Origin of the sequence: Rhizobium sp. 1399 (assembly GCF_031455475.1) — a bacterium.
Classification (GTDB): Bacteria; Pseudomonadota; Alphaproteobacteria; order Rhizobiales; family Rhizobiaceae; genus Rhizobium.
Window position 1 is genome coordinate 319176 of record NZ_JAVDSU010000001.1, and the last position, 16802, is coordinate 335977.

16 protein-coding genes are annotated in these 16802 nt (G+C 60.7%); 12 read left to right on the forward strand and 4 right to left on the reverse strand.

The window, feature by feature from the left end; translation table 11 throughout:
• Positions 1–145 precede the first annotated feature (145 nt).
• The 3 genes from J2X71_RS01805 (at position 146) to ribB (ending at position 5706) form a co-directional block, all read left to right on the forward strand.
• Complete coding sequence (locus tag J2X71_RS01805; protein WP_310378422.1) at positions 146–3319, forward strand: EAL domain-containing protein; 3174 nt, start codon at positions 146–148, stop codon at positions 3317–3319.
• A gap of 175 nt (positions 3320–3494) precedes the next feature.
• The gene (gene aroC / locus J2X71_RS01810; protein WP_310378424.1) at positions 3495–4592 is read left to right on the forward strand and encodes a chorismate synthase; all 1098 of its coding nucleotides are present in this window, start codon (positions 3495–3497) and stop codon (positions 4590–4592) included.
• 10 nt (positions 4593–4602) lie between these two features.
• Entirely contained in the window at positions 4603–5706 is a 1104-nt protein-coding gene (gene ribB / locus J2X71_RS01815; RefSeq protein ID WP_310378426.1) for a 3,4-dihydroxy-2-butanone-4-phosphate synthase, read from the forward strand.
• 33 nt (positions 5707–5739) lie between these two features.
• Here ribB and J2X71_RS01820 read toward each other — a convergent pair whose 3' ends face one another.
• Positions 5740–6930 (reverse strand): winged helix-turn-helix domain-containing protein, encoded by a 1191-nt coding sequence (locus J2X71_RS01820; protein WP_310378428.1) that lies wholly within the window; start codon positions 6928–6930, stop codon positions 5740–5742.
• A gap of 124 nt (positions 6931–7054) precedes the next feature.
• On the opposite strand from J2X71_RS01820, the gene J2X71_RS01825 reads away from it, so the two are divergent.
• From J2X71_RS01825 to J2X71_RS01835, 3 genes are read left to right on the forward strand one after another with little or no spacing between them, the layout of a single operon-like run.
• Positions 7055–7729: an ABC transporter ATP-binding protein gene (locus tag J2X71_RS01825; RefSeq protein ID WP_310378430.1), complete on the forward strand. Its 675-nt coding sequence runs from the start codon at positions 7055–7057 to the stop codon at positions 7727–7729.
• Positions 7729–8337: a CbiQ family ECF transporter T component gene (locus J2X71_RS01830; RefSeq protein ID WP_310378432.1), complete on the forward strand. Its 609-nt coding sequence runs from the start codon at positions 7729–7731 to the stop codon at positions 8335–8337. The genes J2X71_RS01825 and J2X71_RS01830 overlap by 1 nt, the downstream gene beginning before the upstream one ends.
• Positions 8338–8360: 23 nt before the next feature.
• On the forward strand, positions 8361–8924 hold the full coding sequence (locus J2X71_RS01835) for a biotin transporter BioY (protein ID WP_310378434.1): 564 nt from the start codon (positions 8361–8363) through the stop codon (positions 8922–8924).
• On the opposite strand, the gene J2X71_RS01840 is transcribed toward J2X71_RS01835, so the two are convergent.
• The gene (locus tag J2X71_RS01840; RefSeq protein ID WP_310378435.1) at positions 8921–9322 is read right to left on the reverse strand and encodes an acyl-CoA thioesterase; all 402 of its coding nucleotides are present in this window, start codon (positions 9320–9322) and stop codon (positions 8921–8923) included. The genes J2X71_RS01835 and J2X71_RS01840 overlap by 4 nt on opposite strands.
• A 186-nt stretch (positions 9323–9508) precedes the next feature.
• On the opposite strand from J2X71_RS01840, the gene J2X71_RS01845 reads away from it, so the two are divergent.
• The 5 genes from J2X71_RS01845 (at position 9509) to dxs (ending at position 14587) form a co-directional block, all read left to right on the forward strand.
• Positions 9509–10444 carry a histone deacetylase family protein gene (locus J2X71_RS01845; protein ID WP_007817938.1) on the forward strand — a complete coding sequence of 312 codons (936 nt, stop codon included), beginning with the start codon at positions 9509–9511 and terminating at the stop codon, positions 10442–10444.
• A 2-nt stretch (positions 10445–10446) separates the two neighbouring features.
• Positions 10447–10698 carry an exodeoxyribonuclease VII small subunit gene (locus J2X71_RS01850; protein ID WP_003545921.1) on the forward strand — a complete coding sequence of 84 codons (252 nt, stop codon included), beginning with the start codon at positions 10447–10449 and terminating at the stop codon, positions 10696–10698.
• A gap of 89 nt (positions 10699–10787) precedes the next feature.
• Entirely contained in the window at positions 10788–11555 is a 768-nt protein-coding gene (locus tag J2X71_RS01855) for an SDR family oxidoreductase (RefSeq protein WP_310378438.1), read from the forward strand.
• Positions 11556–11644: 89 nt separating this feature from the next.
• Positions 11645–12568, forward strand: a complete 924-nt coding sequence (locus J2X71_RS01860) for a pirin family protein (protein WP_310378441.1) — start codon at positions 11645–11647, stop codon at positions 12566–12568.
• 102 nt (positions 12569–12670) lie between these two features.
• Entirely contained in the window at positions 12671–14587 is a 1917-nt protein-coding gene (dxs, locus tag J2X71_RS01865) for a 1-deoxy-D-xylulose-5-phosphate synthase (protein WP_310378443.1), read from the forward strand.
• Positions 14588–14610: 23 nt separating this feature from the next.
• Here the strand turns inward: dxs and J2X71_RS01870 are convergent, their stop codons facing one another.
• Both J2X71_RS01870 and J2X71_RS01875 read right to left on the reverse strand, forming a co-directional pair.
• Positions 14611–14874 (reverse strand): Atu4866 domain-containing protein, encoded by a 264-nt coding sequence (locus J2X71_RS01870; RefSeq protein WP_405049676.1) that lies wholly within the window; start codon positions 14872–14874, stop codon positions 14611–14613.
• 77 nt (positions 14875–14951) lie between these two features.
• A complete protein-coding gene (locus J2X71_RS01875; RefSeq protein WP_310378447.1) occupies positions 14952–15689 on the reverse strand; it encodes an SDR family oxidoreductase in 738 nt (245 codons plus the stop codon).
• Positions 15690–15863: 174 nt separating this feature from the next.
• Here J2X71_RS01875 and J2X71_RS01880 point away from each other — a divergent pair, with 174 nt between their 5' ends.
• On the forward strand, positions 15864–16739 hold the full coding sequence (locus tag J2X71_RS01880; RefSeq protein WP_310378449.1) for an AraC family transcriptional regulator: 876 nt from the start codon (positions 15864–15866) through the stop codon (positions 16737–16739).
• The last annotated feature ends 63 nt before the right edge of the window (positions 16740–16802 follow it).

Genomic DNA, 16802 nt, shown 5'->3' on the forward strand with positions numbered 1-16802 from the left:
TTGATGAATAGGATTTTACGGATAATCAAGAGGCTCGATTAACCGTCATTTTCTCTCTGTTTACGCGATTTAGCGGCCGCGAATGCGCGCAATCGTAAATTAACTCCTGCCCCCTAAAGTCGGCCCGAATGTAGGGGTATGTGATTTGCAATTCCGGCTGAGCAACGGCAACCAGCTGCGGCGTGTTCTGAAGAATACGCGTGTCTCGCTGCTGGTTTCAGCCCTCGTGGCCATTGTCGTAATTGCCGTCGGCTTTGCACTCGACAGAGCAAATACTGCCGCCCATCTGCGCGAGCTGCAAATCCGTACTGAAAACGAGACCAACCTGATCCGTGCCCGCATGATGGCGCAGATCAATATGGATATTACCGCTGTCCGCGACCTTTCCAACCTGATCTCGCTCGGCACGCAGGCGAACGAGGTGGAGATGGAGCGGCAGATCAACTGGCTGCTGATCCAGAACCCACATTTCATCCATATTGCGGTCGCGCCCGATTTCATCGTCAAGTCGGTCTATCCGGCGCAATCCGGTAGAGACAGGATTGGCAAGGATGTGCGCGAGCGGCTTATGGAGCGCATGTCGATCAGCCGCAATACCGGCGACCAGTCGGCGCGCTTCTACGGTCCCTTCAAGACGGCGGATGCAGAAAACGCCTTCGCAATCTTCTTCCCGGTTTTCGTCAAGCAGAATGGCCAGCGCCGCATCTGGGGCGCGGTCGAGGTAGTCATCGACCAGAACATGTTCTACGAGGCGACCGGCCTGAAGCCCGCGCGCAACAGCGAAAACCAGGAGCGCTATCCGCATCTCGACCATCTGTCGATCGCGGTGCGCGATATCGGCATCCCGGACGAAACGGCGGCGCCCTTCTTCGGCCCTTCCAATATCTATGAGAAGGAGCCGCTCCGCCGCAAAATCAACTTCGCCGGCGGGCGATGGGAACTGGCGGCGGTGCCGAACTCCGGCTGGCATGCAGTTCCCAATAATCAGCGTGAACTGCGATTGATCATCGTCGCCGCAGGCTGTGTGATCATCATCCCGATCTTCTTTGCCACGTTGCTGCTCGGCGAACGCAACCGTAACATCACGCAGCTCGAGGCCCGGGAAGCCAAACTTATGGAACTGTCGCAGCGCCTCAACCTGGCGCTGGAATCCTCCCGGATCGGCATATGGGAGTTGCAGGAAAATGCCACCAACCTTGCCTGGGATGCACGCGCATCCACCCTTCACGGCCTCAAGGCGATCGAAGGCAGCCGGCCACTGGAAGTGTGGCTTTCGACGATCGTGCCGGAAGACCGCGAAATCGCCGAGGTTCATTTCTTCGGTTGCAGCATCGCTGGAGAAGCCTGCACCGCGCAATACAGGGTGATGCGGGAAGATGGCCGCATCCGCCATCTGCGTTCCATCGGCGCCTTCTATACGGATGCCGGCGGCACAGGAAAGACGATCGGCATCGTCTGGGACGTGACAGCCGATGCGGAAGTCACCAACACGCTTCGCCTTGCCAAGGAAACGAGCGAGCTCAAGAATGCGGAGCTGGAACTCGCGCTTGAAGAACTTTCAAGCCGCGAGGCGGAGCTTTCCGAACTCTCCGGCAAGCTCGATCTGGCCCTCGATTCATATCAATGCGGCATCTGGGAGGCAATTCTTGGCAAGAGCGGCTCGATCTGGGACGAGCGCATGCACGAGCTCTACGGATTGAAGCAGAGCAATGCCTTCGTGACCGAGGACGCCTGGCTTTCCTGCATGCACCCCGATGACCGCGGGCTGGCGCTTGAAAGCGCTCGGCATTTCAGGCAGCTCGGAGACACGCATACGCTCGTCTGCCGCGTGCCGGACGAAAATGGCGGCGTGCGCTACGTGCGTTCCGTCGGCAAGGTGCACCGCACGCCGACCGGCGAGATGAAGATCATCGGCATCGCCTTCGATTCGACCGAGGATGCATTGATGACGCTGCGCCTCAAGGCCGCGAAGGATGAGGCAATCACCAAGAACATCGAGCTGGAACTCGCAAAGAACAGGATCGAGCACAATTCCCTGCACGACCCGCTGACCTCGCTTGCCAACCGTCGCAAGCTCGATATCGCGCTGGAAAACCTGACGGATGCCGGCCATAGCGACCGGCAGAAATTTGCGATCCTGCATATCGACCTCGACCGCTTCAAGGAAATCAACGACACGCTGGGACATGCAGCCGGCGATGCGATGCTGGTGCATGCTTCACGCGTGCTTTCCAGAAATCTGCGTGACAGCGATGTCGTTGCGCGTATCGGCGGCGACGAGTTCGTCATTCTCTCCTTCGACGTGGGCGACAAGGAGATGGCGGAGCTTGCAGGCCGCGTCATCGAGGAAATGCGCCAGCCCGTCGATTTCCAGGGGTTTCCCTGCCGTTGCGGCGTGTCGATCGGCATTGCACTGGCGAACGGCATTCATGTCGATGCCCGCAAAGTGTTGATCAATGCCGACATCGCGCTCTATCGGGCCAAGAGCCTCGGCCGCAACCGCTTCGAATTCTTCAACCACAATCTGCAGGCCGACATCATCAACAATAAACGCACGGCCGATGAAATCCTTGCCGGCATCGACAATGGCGAGTTCACGGCCTGGTACCAGCCGCAATTCTGTGCGCGGACGATGAAGCTGACGGGCGTCGAGGCGCTGGTGCGCTGGCGCCATCCCTCCAAGGGCTTGCTCACCCCGGACAAATTCCTGCGCATTGCCGATGAGATCAACGTCGTGCAGACGCTCGACCGCATCGTCCTGGAAACCGCGCTGCGTGACAAGATGCGCTGGGCTGCGCAGGGCATCTATATACCGAAAGTCTCCGTCAACGTTTCGGCGCGGCGCCTGCATGATGGCAGCCTTTTGGAATCGCTTGGTGACCTGCAGATCCGCCCTGGCGAAATTTCCTTCGAACTGGTGGAATCCATCTTTCTCGACGAAAGCGAGGACGTGGTTTCGCAAAACCTCGAACGGATCAAGGCACTCGGCATCGATATCGAGATCGACGATTTCGGCACCGGCCACACCTCGATCGTCTCGCTGCTGAAGCTCAAGCCGAAGCGGCTGAAGATCGACCGGCAACTCGTCCAGCCGATCGTCGCCTCTTCACAGGAGCGCGCGCTCGTCAGTTCCATCATCGAAATCGCCCGTTCGCTCGGTGTGGAGACCGTGGCGGAGGGTGTCGAGACGCTGGCACATGCCGAACTGCTGCGCGATCTCGGCTGCGATCTCCTGCAGGGTTACGCCTTCGCACGTCCCCTTTCCTTCGATGACTTCGCCATTGAGGCGCGCGGCACGGCCTGGCTGCTGGCATCCTAGCGCTGAAGCCGCGGCGGCTATCGGTCGCAAATACGGGAAATACCATTTCCCTGATCGCACCATCAGGCGCAAAGAAAGGCTTTTGCCTGAACGGTTTTTTGGCCTATGAGTGTCGCGCCTTTTCGAGTAATGGCGCGGCCGGTGACGACTGGTTCCGCGCATCCGGCGGGAACACATGTCGCACAATACATTCGGTCATCTCTTCCGTGTAACTACCTGGGGCGAAAGCCATGGGCCGGCGCTCGGCGCCGTCGTCGACGGCTGCCCTCCGGGGCTGCGCTTCAAGCTCGAGGACCTGCAGGTGTGGCTCGACAAGCGTAAGCCCGGCCAGAGCCGTTTCGTCACCCAGCGGCGCGAAGACGACCTGGTGAAAGTTCTCTCGGGCGTGATGATGGACGCCGACGGCGAGACGATGATTTCGACCGGCACACCGATTTCCATGCTGATCGAGAATACCGACCAGCGTTCCAAGGACTATGGCGAGATCGCCCGGCAGTACCGCCCCGGCCATGCCGACTATACCTATGATACCAAATACGGCATCCGCGACTATCGCGGCGGTGGCCGTTCGTCTGCCCGCGAGACTGCTGCCCGCGTGGCGGCCGGCGGCATCGCCCGGCTCGTCGTGCCCGGTGCCACCATCCGCGGGGCGCTAGTGCAGATCGGCAAGCACAAGATCAACCGTGCCAACTGGGACTGGGATCAGGTCGGGCAGAACCCGTTCTTCTCGCCGGATGCCGAGATCGTGCCCGTCTGGGAAGAGTATCTCGACGGCATCCGCAAGGCCGGCTCCTCTATCGGCGCCGTCATCGAAGTGATCGCCGAAGGTGTACCCGCCGGTCTCGGCGCCCCGATCTACGGCAAGCTCGACCAGGATATCACCTCGCTGCTGATGTCGATCAACGCCGTCAAGGGCGTCGAGATCGGCAACGGTTTTGCCGCCGCCGAGACGAGCGGCGAGGACAATGCCGACGAGATGCGCATGGGCAATGACGGCAAGCCGATCTTCCTGTCCAACAATGCCGGCGGCATCCTCGGCGGCATTTCGACCGGCCAGCCGGTCGTCGCCCGCTTCGCCGTCAAGCCGACCTCTTCCATTCTCACCGAACGGCAGTCGATCGATGCCGACGGCAAGAATGTCGATATCCGCACCAAGGGTCGTCATGACCCCTGCGTCGGCATCCGCGCCGTGCCGATCGGCGAGGCGATGATCGCCTGCGCCATTGCCGACCATTATCTTCGCGACCGCGGCCAAACCGGCCGGCTGAAATAGGAATTACGCCATGCCTTATGATCAGAAGCGCGTTGTTGATGCTATCAGGGCTTTCGAAGCCGGCGAGATCGTCGTCGTCATGGACGACAATGATCGTGAAAACGAGGGTGACCTGATCGTTGCCGCCGTGCATGCGACGCCCGAAAAGATGGCCTTCATCGTGCGCCACACGTCAGGCATCGTCTGCGCGCCCATGCCGAAGGAAGAGGCCAAGCGGCTGAACCTCAATGCCATGGTGGCGGAAAACGATTCCGCCCATACGACGGCCTTCACCGTTTCCGTCGACTTCAAGCACGGTACGACGACGGGCATTTCCGCCGACGACCGCACGCTGACGGTACGCAACCTTGCCAACCCGAATGTGGGCGCGTCTGATTTCGTCCGTCCCGGCCACATCTTTCCGCTGGTCTCCCGCGAAGGCGGTGTGCTGATGCGTTCCGGCCATACGGAAGCTGCCGTCGATCTCTGCAAGCTGGCCGGCCTGCCGCCGATCGGCGTCATCTCCGAACTCGTCAATGACGACGGCACGGTGACGCGCGGCCCACAGGTCGTGGATTTCGCCGAACAGCACGGGCTGAAGCTTCTGTCGGTTGCCGACCTCATCGCTTATCGCCAGCGCAAGGAAACGCTGATTGAGCTCGGCTCGAGCTTCGATATCGAGACACCGTTCGGCAAGGCCAGGGCGCATACCTACTCCCTGCCGTGGGATCCGATGCAGCATCTCGCCGTCGTCTTCGGCGATATCAGGGACGGTGTGGATATTCCGGTGCGCCTACATCCGGAAAACGTAGCGGACGACCTGTTCGGCAAGCGCAAGCCGGTCGACTTCTATATGCAGAAGATCGCCGAAGAGGGCCGCGGCATCATCGTCTACCTGCGTGAAGGCTCCGTCGGAGTCGGCCATTACGACAATGGCCGCAAGGCACGCAATCAAGGCCGTGAGGCGCATACCGAAGCACAGACGCGCGACAGCGAATGGCTGGAAATCGGCCTCGGTGCGCAGATCCTCAAGGATCTCGGCATCAGCTCAATCAAGCTTTTGACAAGCCGCGAACGCCATTATGTCGGCCTGGAAGGCTTCGGGATCAAGATTTCGACGACGGAGATCTGCTGACTAGCTATCCCTTCTCCGGTTAGGGAGAAGGGATTACCCTTTCCAGCCGTCCAGATAGACGACGTTCTCCACGCCGGCGAAGCGCGCTAAGCGATCCAACTCGGCTTCCAGCTTTTCGAGCCGCCCTGCGGATGCCTTCACGCGCGGCTCAAGCCATAGGCGCTTGACATCCAGCGTACCCTTCTTCCTGTCCGCCTTCATATCGATGCGGCCGATGAGCCTGTCGCCCTCCAGGAGCGGGAAAACGTAATAGCCATATTCGCGCTTCGGCTCCGGCACGAAGATTTCGATACGGTAGAAGAAGCCGAAAAGACGCTCTGTCCGGTTTCTGTCCCGGATCATCGGATCAAACGGGCTAAGCACCCGGATTCGTTGCGGCGCTTCCGGATAGCTATCGAGTGTGTCAAGGAAATCCGCGAAGGCCCATGAGGAGCGTGGCTTGCCGCCAAGCGCCGGCTCGATCAGTACTTCAATCAGCTCATCCCGGTGCTCCGTCACCCACGCCTTCGCCTCATCCGGCGAGAGCAGATCCCAGAAGGCGGCGATTTCGCCGTGTGTGGCAAAGCCCAGACGGGTAAGCGCGCTGCGGCAGGCCCAGTCCACGAAATCTCCACGGCTGACCTCAGGCTTATGGAATTCGGCGGGAATGACCCGCTCGACGAGATCATAGATCTTCTGGAAGTTGGAGCGGCCGGCGATGGCGAATTTGCCGGTGCGCCAGAAATATTCGAGCGCCGTCTTGTTGGGGTGCCAGTTCCACCAGCCGCCGGAGACGTGGCCGTCCGCCTTCATGTCGCGCGCCAGGATCGCCCCGTCCTTGACCACCCGATCATAGGTCTCCTCGAAGGAAGCTTCGAAGCCCTCGCCGCGCCATCTACGCCAGCGCTCGACGAGCGCCAGTTCCTCGTCGCGGAATTTGTGTTTCCAGTATTTGAAGAAGGCGCTCGGCAGGATGGAGGCATCATGCGTCCAGTGCTCGAAGAGCGCACCATCCTTCTCCAGGAGCGCGGTCAGGTGTTCGCGCCGGTACGTCTGGTTGCGGGAAAAGAGGATCTGATGATGGGCGCGTTCCACCGTCTGAATGCTATCCACCTGCACAAAGCCGAGGTCGTGAATGAGGTCCAGCAGGCCGGCCTTGGTCAATGCACGGTTCGGAGGCGCGCTCAGCCCCTGCTTGGCGAGAAAGACACGGCGGGCATCGGAATTGGAGAGCAGATTCGTCATACCGCCATCATAGCGCGGAAAATCTTCCTAGCTACCCGATACCATTTCGTGCCGATTTGATTTTGATCCTTTATCGCGTCGTCACCGCCTTATAGAAGCAGGAGTTCAAACAAGGGGACCAGAGTTGGATATTCGTTTCGAGAGCGCGGGCGCCAGTTTCGGAGCAAGGATCGCGGTCGAGCCGCTGACACTGTCTCTCACCGAAAACCGTCTCGGCGTCATCGGGCTCAACGGTTCGGGCAAGACGACCTTCGCGCGGATGATCAACGGGCTCATGAAACCCACCACGGGCAAAGTCACGGTCAACGGGCGCGATACACTTGAGAAGAAGACGGCGCTTGCCGATGTTGGCTTCATCTTCCAGTCGCCGCAGAACCAGATCATCCTGCCGATCGTAAAGGACGACATCGCATTCGGACTGAAGGGCCGCGGCTTTAGCAAGGCTGAGATCGATCGAAAGGTCGAGATGGTACTTGCCCGCTTCAACGCCGAGGAACTGGCCACCCGCCGTGCGCATGAGCTTTCCGGCGGCGAGCTGCAGATCGCGGCGCTCTGCTCGGTGCTGGCGACCGGTCCCAATATTCTGATCCTCGACGAGCCGACCAATCAGCTTGACCTGCGCAACCGCGCGCTGGTGCAGAAGACCATCGATGGGCTCGAAGAAAATGTCGTCGTCATCACCCATGATCTCGAGTTGATATCAGGCTTTGAGCGGGTGCTGCTGTTCCACGAAGGCAGACTGGAGGCCGATGCGCCGGCAGCCGAAGCGATTGCCCGCTACAGGGAGCTTGCCGTCTGATGCAGTCGCTTTATGTCGAAGGCAACAGCGCGCTGCACCGGCTTTCGCCGCGGGCAAAGATCTTTTCCCTCTTCCTGCTCGGCGTCGTGTTGTTCCTCGGCGACAATCTTCCGCTGCTTGCCATTGTCACACTGCTGACGGCGCTGATCTATCGCAGCATCGGCTTGTCGCTGACGGAATCGGCCGTCCGGGTGCGGCCGATCGTGCTGACGATCGTGATCGTGGCACTCTTCACCCTCGTCGTCAGTCCGTGGCAGGTGGCGCTTGCGACGCTGCTTCGGCTGACGGCACTGATGCTGTTTGCTGCTGCCGTGACTGCGACGACGACGATCACGCAATTCATGGATGAGATAACGGTGCTTGCACGGCCGCTGGAACGGACCGGCTGGGTGAAGGCCGACGATATCGGGCTGGCGGTCGGTCTCGTATTGCGCTTCGTGCCCGAAATCATCGCCCGCTACCATGCGATCAGCGAAGCACATGCGGCGCGCGGACTGAAGGTACGACCGGTGACGATCCTTACCCCGCTCATCATTTTAACGCTCAGGGATGCGGATAACATTGCCGCGGCGATTGACGCGCGCGGCATTCGGCGACATGTCAGTTAACGATTTATGAATTGGAGATCACGATGAGCACGCGCGACCTCGTTCTTGCCGCTCTTTTCGCCGCGATTATCGTGGCTCTCGGCCTGCTGCCGCCTATCTATCTGGGCTTCATCCCAGTGCCGATCACCGCGCAATCGCTCGGCGTCATGATGGCAGGCGTCGTGCTGGGCGCAAGACGCGCCACGATTGCCGTGCTGATCGTGCTGGTGCTCGTAGCCATCGGCCTGCCTGTGCTTTCGGGTGGCCGCGGCGGGTTTGCCGCTTTCGTGGCTCCGACGTCAGGCTTCCTGTTCGGTTGGGTTTTTGCCGCTTTTGTTACGGGCTTCCTCAGTGAACGGCTGGTGCACGACAATCAGTCCGGCCTCGTCCAGACGGTAAGCTTCTTCCTTGCCGCCATGATCGGCGGCATCGTCGTGCTTTACGCCTTCGGGATCGCCTATCTGGCCCTTGCAGCAAATATCGGCCTGAAGCAGGCCTTTGTGGGCAGCATGGCATTCATCCCAGGTGACGTCATAAAGGCCTTCGTCGCAGCGCTCGTCGGTCGGGCCGTCATGGCCGGCTATCCACTCTTGCGGATTCGCGCTTAATCCAGGAAGCCATAGAGCCAGTCGCGCGTCTCTTCGGGAAGCGCTACAGGCGAGCCGTCGTCGCGGCTGCGCGCCTGCCAGGTGATTTCGACCTCGGCGGCACGCTCATCGTCAATCTCGGCGGCGATGAGAAAGCCGATGGAGCGCACACCGATCTTGTCGACGGCAGCGGTGAAGGTCACTGCTTCGTGATAGTGCAATGGCCGGTGAAGGATGCAGGACACCTTGGCGGGAGTATAGACAGGCTCGTCCTCCATATCAGGTCTCAATGACCAGAAACCCGCAAGTACGGATTCGGCATAGGAAATATAGGAGGCCAGAAACATCTGGCCGTTCATATCCACGTCACGAAACGGTATGCGCAATTCCACCACGTCCGGGCGGTTCGTCTTACTCATTTACAGGTCTGCCTTGCAGGTTATCACTAGGACCCTAGCATGGGGTCCGTCGATGTAAACGAAACAATTAAAATAGCGTAAACGGAGGATGCGGAGCGTTAACCGCGACGATGCAGCGTGTTGAAATCGACACGCTGCGCTCCATCTGCTGTGGATCATGACATTTGCGATCGATAGAGTGCCAGCATGAGCACCCGTCTTTACGAACATCCCATCTTTCTCGAGCACGTGACGCCGTCAGGCCATCCCGAGCGCTCCGACCGCATCCGCGCGCTCAATGTCGCGCTGGAGCATCCGAATTTCGAGCGGCTGGACCGAAAGGAAGCGCCGCAGGCGAATGAAGACGCCGTGCTGCTTGCCCATCCGGAAGAACATCTGATCGCTGTCATGCGGCAGATCCCAGAAGAGGAAGACAAAATCAACCAGCTCGAAGCCGATACCTATGCCAGCCAGAAGAGCCTGCAGGCGGCACTGACCGGCATCGGCGGGGCGATGGCCGCCGTCGACGACGTGTTCCGCGGCAAGGCCGACAATGTGTTCGTCGCGGCGCGCCCGCCGGGTCACCATGCTGAAAAGATGACGGCGATGGGCTTCTGCTTCTTCAACAATGCGGCTATCGCTGCCCGCCATGCGCAGAAGGCTCACGGCGCCGAACGCGTCGCCATCGTCGATTGGGACGTCCACCACGGCAATGGCACGCAGGATATTTTCTGGGACGATCCCTCCGTGCTTTTCTGTTCCACCCATCAGATGCCGCTTTATCCCGGCACTGGGGCCAAGGATGAAAACGGCGCGCACGGCACGATCGTCAATGCGCCGCTTTCGCCCAATGTCGGCAGCGATCATTTCCGCGAGGCGTTCAAATCGCGCGTGCTGCCGGCACTCAACGATTTCCGGCCTGATATCATCATTATCTCTGCCGGATTTGACGCCCATCACCGCGATCCGCTGGCGCAGATCAACCTGACCGGCGAGGATTTCGACTGGGCGACGGGACGTCTTCTTGAGGTTGCCGACCGCAGCGCCAATAACCGGGTCGTCAGCCTGCTGGAAGGCGGGTATGATCTGGAGGGACTCGCCGAGTCGGCGGGCATGCATATCCTCAGAATGATGAAGGGTTGAGAATGACTGACAGCGCCAAGCCGGAGGTTTCCGGTCTTTCCTTCGAAAAGGCGGTTGCCGAACTCGAAAGCATCGTTGCCCGGCTGGAACGCGGTGACGTGGCGCTGGATGAATCCATCGAGATTTACGAGCGCGGCGAAGCGCTGAAGAAGCATTGCGAAACGCTGCTTTCGGCCGCCGAAAACCGTATCGAGAAGATCCGTCTCGACCGCGCCGGCAAGCCGCAGGGCGTCGAGCCGCTCGACGGCGCTTAAAGGCGTACCGAAACTCCCTTTCAGGACCCTTGGCGACCAGCTTCCGACCGATCTATGATCCCCTTTCAAAGCAAGAAGGGGACTGACTGATGACGGACAGATTGAAGGGCAAGGTCGCTATCATATCGGGCGGCGCGACCGGCATGGGCGGCGCGGCCTCGAAGCTCTTTGCGGCCGAGGGTGCGCGTGTCGCCATCATCGACCGTAATGGCGAGGCTGCGGCGGAAACCGTCACCGAGATCCGCGCCGCCGGCGGCGAGGCCGATTACTGGACGGCCGATGTTTCGGAGGAAGCAGCCGTCAATGCCGCGGTGGCCGGCGTCGAGGAGCGCTGTGGACCGGTCACTGTCCTTTTCAATCACGCGGGTACGATCGTCATCAAGCCGTTCCTGGAGACCACGCTGCAGGAATGGGATTGGCTGCATGCGGTCAACGTCCGCTCCATGTTTCTGATGACGAAGGCGGTGCTGCCCAAGATGATCGAAGCCGGCGGCGGATCGATCGTCTGCACCTCGTCAATCTCGGCGGTCGCGGCGACGCCGATGGAAGTGCTCTACGACACGACCAAGGGCGCGGTGCATATGTTTGCGCGCGCCATCGCCGTCGAATTCCGTGACCGCAACATCCGCTGCAATGCCGTCTGCCCCGGCTTCATCCGCACGCCGCATGGCCTGCGCGAAGTGAAGGAATTGCAGGCGCACGGCGTCGATGTTTCGGATGCAGCAATTGCCGCACAGCAGGGCCGGATCGGCGAGCCCGAGGATGTCGCTCGCGCCGCACTCTATCTTGCCAGCGATGAATCGGTGTTCGTCAATGGCGCCCATCTTTTCGTCGACAATGGTTTTACGGCAATCTGACGGCTTCCCGACGATCTCGCAAACTGGCCCTTTCGCGCCGGACCCGCAGGCGCTATCTGTGGCGGAAGCCTTTGTGATTGGAGTGCGCCATGTCCTTCTTCCCCGGTAAAGATCCCCTGCCCGGTGATGCTTTCGCCTGTGATGCGATCGAGAATCTGATCATTCCGCGCACCAGCGATATCGGCGGCTTCCAGGTGCGCCGCGCCCTGCCAACGCGCCAGCGCCGGCTTGTCGGACCGTTCATCTTCTTCGACCGCATGGGACCGGCGATCCTAAAGCCGGACGAGGCGCTGGATGTGAAGCCGCATCCGCATATCGGGCTTTCGACGGTCACCTATCTCTTCGATGGCGAGATCCGTCATCTCGACAGTCTCGGAACGGAAAAGGTCATCCGCCCCGGCGATATCAACCTGATGACGGCCGGACGCGGCATCGTGCATTCGGAGCGCACGCCGGACAATCTGCGCGGCCATCCGCTTCTGATGTCCGGACTGCAAACGTGGCTGGCATTGCCTGACGACAAGGAGGAAATCGACCCCTCCTTCGCCCATACCGAAAAGGGAGAGATGCCTCTGATCGAGACCAACGGCGTGCGTGGACGCGTCGTCATCGGCTCGTTCGAGGGTCTCGCCTCGCCGGTGAAGGTGTTCACAGATACGCTTTATGTCGATCTCGACTTACAGCCGGGCGCGAAATTTCCCTTCGGCGCGGCTCACGAGGAACGCGCCGTCTATGTGCTGTCAGGCGAGGTCGTCATTGCCGGCGACAGGTTTGCGGCAGACCAGCTTCTCGTCTTCCGGCCCGGCGATGCGATCGCGCTCGAAGCCGGCACTGAGGGCTGTCATCTGATGCTGTTCGGCGGTGCCGCGCTGAATTCCAAACGCTACATATGGTGGAATTTCGTGTCCTCCTCGAAGGAGCGGATCGAGAAGGCCAAGGAGGAATGGCGCACCGGCCGCTTCGATATCGTTCCCGGCGATGAAGAAGAATTCGTGCCTTTGCCGGAGGGCTGAAGTGCTCTAAGGTGAAAAACTTGCGGCTATGCAAATGTAGTTGTTTTGCCGCAATTCAATCGAATAAAGCAAAGCCGATCAGTTAAAGAAGAGCGCCCGCCCGTGACACAATCCCCGAAGACCCCGCTGCTCGATCAGGTCACCTATCCTGCCGACCTGCGCAAGCTCGAGGATCGCGATCTGCCGCAGCTTGCACGCGAAGTCAGGGACGAAATGATCGACGCCGTCTCCCGCACCGGAGGGCATCTCGGCGCAGGTCTCGGCGTGGTGGAGCTGACGATCGCCATCCACAACGTCTTCAACACGCCTGACGACCGGCTGATCTTCGATGTCGGCCATCAATGTTATCCGCACAAGATCCTGACCGGGCGCCGCGACCGCATTCGCACGCTGCGCCAGGAAAACGGTCTCTCGGGCTTCACGCGCCGGGCCGAAAGCGAATACGACCCCTTTGGTGCTGCGCACTCCTCAACCTCGATTTCCGCCGGCCTCGGCATGGCTGTTGCTGCCGATATCGACAAGACGGACCGCCGCGTCATCGCCGTCATCGGCGATGGGGCACTGTCAGCCGGCATGGCCTATGAGGCGCTGAACAATGCCGGCGCGCTCGATGCCCGCCTGATCGTCATTCTCAACGACAACGACATGTCGATCGCCCCGCCGACCGGGGCGATGAGCGCCTATCTCGCCCGCCTTGCCTCCGGCCGCACCTATATGGGCTTCCGCGACTTCGGCAAGAAACTGACGGCCTATCTCGGCAAGAACATCGACCGGGCGATCACCCGCGCCGTCGAGCATGCCCGCGGCTACGTGACTGGCGGGACGATGTTCGAAGAGATGGGCTTCTACCATATCGGCCCGATCGACGGTCACTCCTTCGACCACCTTCTGCCCGTGCTGCGCAATGTGCGCGACAATGCCAACGGCCCGGTGCTGATCCATGTCGTGACCCAGAAGGGCAAGGGCTATGCGCCGGCGGAAGCTGCAGCCGACAAGTATCATGGCGTCAACAAGTTCGATGTCATCACCGGCACGCAGGCGAAGGTGAAGCCGAATGCACCGAGCTATACCAATGTCTTCGCTGAGACGCTGGTCCAGGAAGCAACACTCGACGACCGTGTCGTCGGCATCACTGCCGCCATGCCGACCGGCACCGGCCTCGACAAGTTCGCCGAGATTTTCCCGTCACGCTGTTTCGATGTCGGCATTGCCGAACAGCATGCCGTGACCTTCGCCGCCGGCCTTGCCGCCGAAGGTTTCAAGCCTTTCGCGGCGCTCTATTCCACTTTCCTGCAGCGCGCCTACGACCAGGTCGTGCATGACGTGGCGATCCAGGGCCTGCCCGTGCGCTTCCCCATCGACCGCGCCGGTTTCGTCGGTGCCGATGGTCCGACACATGCCGGTTCCTTCGATACGGCCTTCCTTGCCACCCTGCCCGGCTTCGTCGTCATGGCGGCCGCGGACGAGGCGGAGCTCAAGCATATGGTGCGCACGGCCGTCGCATATGATGCTGGCCCGATCTCGTTCCGCTATCCGCGTGGCGAAGGTGTCGGCGTCGACATGCCGGAGCGCGGCCAGATCCTTGAGATCGGCAAGGGCCGCATCGTCAAGGAAGGCACGAAGGTTGCGCTTCTTTCCTTCGGGACGCGGCTTGCCGACTGTCTGCTGGCGGCCGAAGACCTAGATGCCGCTGGCCTTTCGACGACGGTTGCCGATGCGCGCTTTGCAAAGCCGCTCGACCACGCGCTGATCCGCCAGCTTGCGCGCCACCACGAAATCCTCATCACGGTGGAAGAAGGCTCCGTCGGCGGCTTCGGCAGCCACGTCATGCAGTTCATGGCGATGGATGGCCTTCTCGACCGTGGTCTGAAGGTGCGCTCGCTGGTTATGCCCGATATCTGGATGGAACAGGCTAAGCCGGAAGCGATGATCGCCCATGCCGGTCTCGACCGTGCCGGCATCGTCTCGACTGTGTTCAACGCGCTCGGACGTGGTGTTGCCGTCGGCGTGGCCGGTTAAGGCGGCAGGCCGACGGGCTTTTCTCACTCAGGCTTTTTTCCATCACGGTAGAAGATCATTCCGCCGTGATGCAGTACGCCGTCGATGAAATCACCATCGGCGGTAAAACCGGTATCGTCCCAATATTCGATATGATCGCCGGTCACTTCATAGCGGCCCTGGTAGGCACTCTTTCGCGTACCCCTCGCCTCGTCATAACGGCCGTTGGACAGCAGTTCCTGCTGGATGTGGCCGTCACCGGTAATCCACATTCCGAGATAGGGGCCGAGATAGGGACGGTTCTGCATTTTCGTTTCCTCTGAAAGAGCGGATGAGGCGGCAAGCGAAAGCACCGCCCCGGCGAGAGCCCCGCGTATCCGCATGGTCACAGTCCCACGCTTGCCGTCGGGCGGACGGTGATGTCGTTGACATCGACATCCTCGGGCTGCTCGATGGCGAAACGGATCGCCCGGGCAATGGCATCGGGCTTCAGGGCGATCTCGCGGAAGGCGACCATGGCTTCGGCCGAAAAAGGTTCGGTGATCGTCTCGGCGAGTTCGGATTCGACAACGCCTGGATAGATGCAGGTCACACGCAGCTTCTTGTTTTCCTGGCGCAGACCATCGGAAATCGCCCGCACTGCGTATTTCGTGGCGCAGTAAACGGCAGCCGTCGGCACAACCGCCAAGCCGCCGACCGAGGAGACGTTGATGATCTGGCCGCGCTCCTGCGCATTCATGATCGGCAGTACGGCGGCAACGCCGTAGAGCACGCCCTTGATATTGACGTCGATCATCCGGTCCCATTCCTCGACCTTGAGCGAGGACATCAGCGACAGCGGCATGATGCCGGCATTGTTGACCAGAACATCGATGCCGCCGAAAGCCTCGACCGCTGCCCTGGCGAAAACCTCGGTATCGGCCCGGTTGGTGACGTCGAGCGCGCGGAACTCGACCGTGCCGCCACCAGCGCGGATTTCCTTTGCCAGCTCTTCCAGCCGATCGGTGCGGCGCGCGCCGATCATCAGCTTGGCGCCGGCAGCACTCAGTTCGCGTGCGGTGCCGGCGCCGATGCCACTGCTCGCGCCAGTGATGAGAACTGTCTTGCCTTTTATACCCGTCATGTTCTTTTCCTCATGCTTCAATCGGGACCGCAGCCGAATGCTGCCGATCCATGCGCATAAGATTGGCTTGGCCAGGCAGCGACCGATAGCAAGCTTTTCCGGATTTCTTGCACGATCTTCCAAAAGCCGCTTCAGGCGCTTGGCATTTGCAGCAGTAGGGTTCATGCTGCTTCCATGGAAAAGATTGCCGAACTTGCAGACTTGATCGATCGTCATACCGAGACGGATGGTAATTTCGACACGGCGCTGCCGCGGGTCGGCATCATACGATCCTCCGCCCGCACCGAGCCGATCCATACGCTCTACGAGCCTTCGCTCTGCATCGTGGCGCAGGGGCGCAAGCGCGCCGTGATCGGCGAGATCGCGCATGTCTATGATGCCGCGCATTATCTCGTGGTCGGTGTCGACCTGCCGGTGATCGGCGCCGTCGTCGAGGCGAGCGCCAACCGGCCTTATTTGTGCCTGCGGCTGCAGCTCGACCGCAACACGCTTGCCGAAATGCTGCCGGCTGTGCTGGGGCGTCTGCCGGAAAGTGCGGCGGCCGGCGTCAGTGCCACGACGCCTGAACTCATCGACGCGGCCGTGCGCCTGTTGCGCCTGCTCGACACACCCGAGGATGCGGAGGTTCTGGCGCCGCTCATCGAGCGGGAAATCCTCTACCGGCTGATCCGCGGGCCGCAGGGCGCGCTCTTGCGGCAGATCGCCAATGGCGAAAGCAGGCTCAACCAGATCGGCCGGGCGATAGATTTCGTGCGGAAGAATTTCAGCGAGCCCTTTGCCATCGAGCATCTGTCTTCGGTTGCGGGCATGAGCGCCTCATCCTTCTACGAGCATTTCAAGACGGTGATGGCGATGAGTCCGCTGCAGTTCCGGACCCAGCTTCGTCTGCAGGAGGCGCGACGGCTGATGGTGACGGAGGGGCTGAGTGCGGCAGAGGCCGGTTTCCGCGTCGGCTATGACAGCCCTTCGCAGTTCAGCCGCGATTATGTCCGCGTGCATAATATCCCGCCACGGCGGGATATCGAGCGGCTGCGCGCCTCCGCCGGTTAACTCCAAATGGAAAGGGCGGCACCGAATGCCGCCCTTTCTTTTTCATTTGCGAAGAGATCGCTC

What these genes read in the sequence shown, in the direction of transcription:
- aroC (WP_310378424.1), top strand. Translation starts at nt 3,495, where the DNA reads ATGTCGCACAATACATTCGGTCATCTCTTCCGTGTAACTACCTGGGGC.
- ribB (WP_310378426.1), top strand. Translation starts at nt 4,603, where the DNA reads ATGCCTTATGATCAGAAGCGCGTTGTTGATGCTATCAGGGCTTTCGAA.
- J2X71_RS01820 (WP_310378428.1), bottom strand. Translation starts at nt 6,930, where the DNA reads ATGACGAATCTGCTCTCCAATTCCGATGCCCGCCGTGTCTTTCTCGCC.
- J2X71_RS01830 (WP_310378432.1), top strand. Translation starts at nt 7,729, where the DNA reads ATGCAGTCGCTTTATGTCGAAGGCAACAGCGCGCTGCACCGGCTTTCG.
- J2X71_RS01835 (WP_310378434.1), top strand. Translation starts at nt 8,361, where the DNA reads ATGAGCACGCGCGACCTCGTTCTTGCCGCTCTTTTCGCCGCGATTATC.
- J2X71_RS01840 (WP_310378435.1), bottom strand. Translation starts at nt 9,322, where the DNA reads ATGAGTAAGACGAACCGCCCGGACGTGGTGGAATTGCGCATACCGTTT.
- J2X71_RS01845 (WP_007817938.1), top strand. Translation starts at nt 9,509, where the DNA reads ATGAGCACCCGTCTTTACGAACATCCCATCTTTCTCGAGCACGTGACG.
- J2X71_RS01850 (WP_003545921.1), top strand. Translation starts at nt 10,447, where the DNA reads ATGACTGACAGCGCCAAGCCGGAGGTTTCCGGTCTTTCCTTCGAAAAG.
- J2X71_RS01855 (WP_310378438.1), top strand. Translation starts at nt 10,788, where the DNA reads ATGACGGACAGATTGAAGGGCAAGGTCGCTATCATATCGGGCGGCGCG.
- J2X71_RS01860 (WP_310378441.1), top strand. Translation starts at nt 11,645, where the DNA reads ATGTCCTTCTTCCCCGGTAAAGATCCCCTGCCCGGTGATGCTTTCGCC.
- J2X71_RS01870 (WP_405049676.1), bottom strand. Translation starts at nt 14,874, where the DNA reads ATGCAGAACCGTCCCTATCTCGGCCCCTATCTCGGAATGTGGATTACC.
- J2X71_RS01875 (WP_310378447.1), bottom strand. Translation starts at nt 15,689, where the DNA reads ATGACGGGTATAAAAGGCAAGACAGTTCTCATCACTGGCGCGAGCAGT.
- J2X71_RS01880 (WP_310378449.1), top strand. Translation starts at nt 15,864, where the DNA reads ATGGAAAAGATTGCCGAACTTGCAGACTTGATCGATCGTCATACCGAG.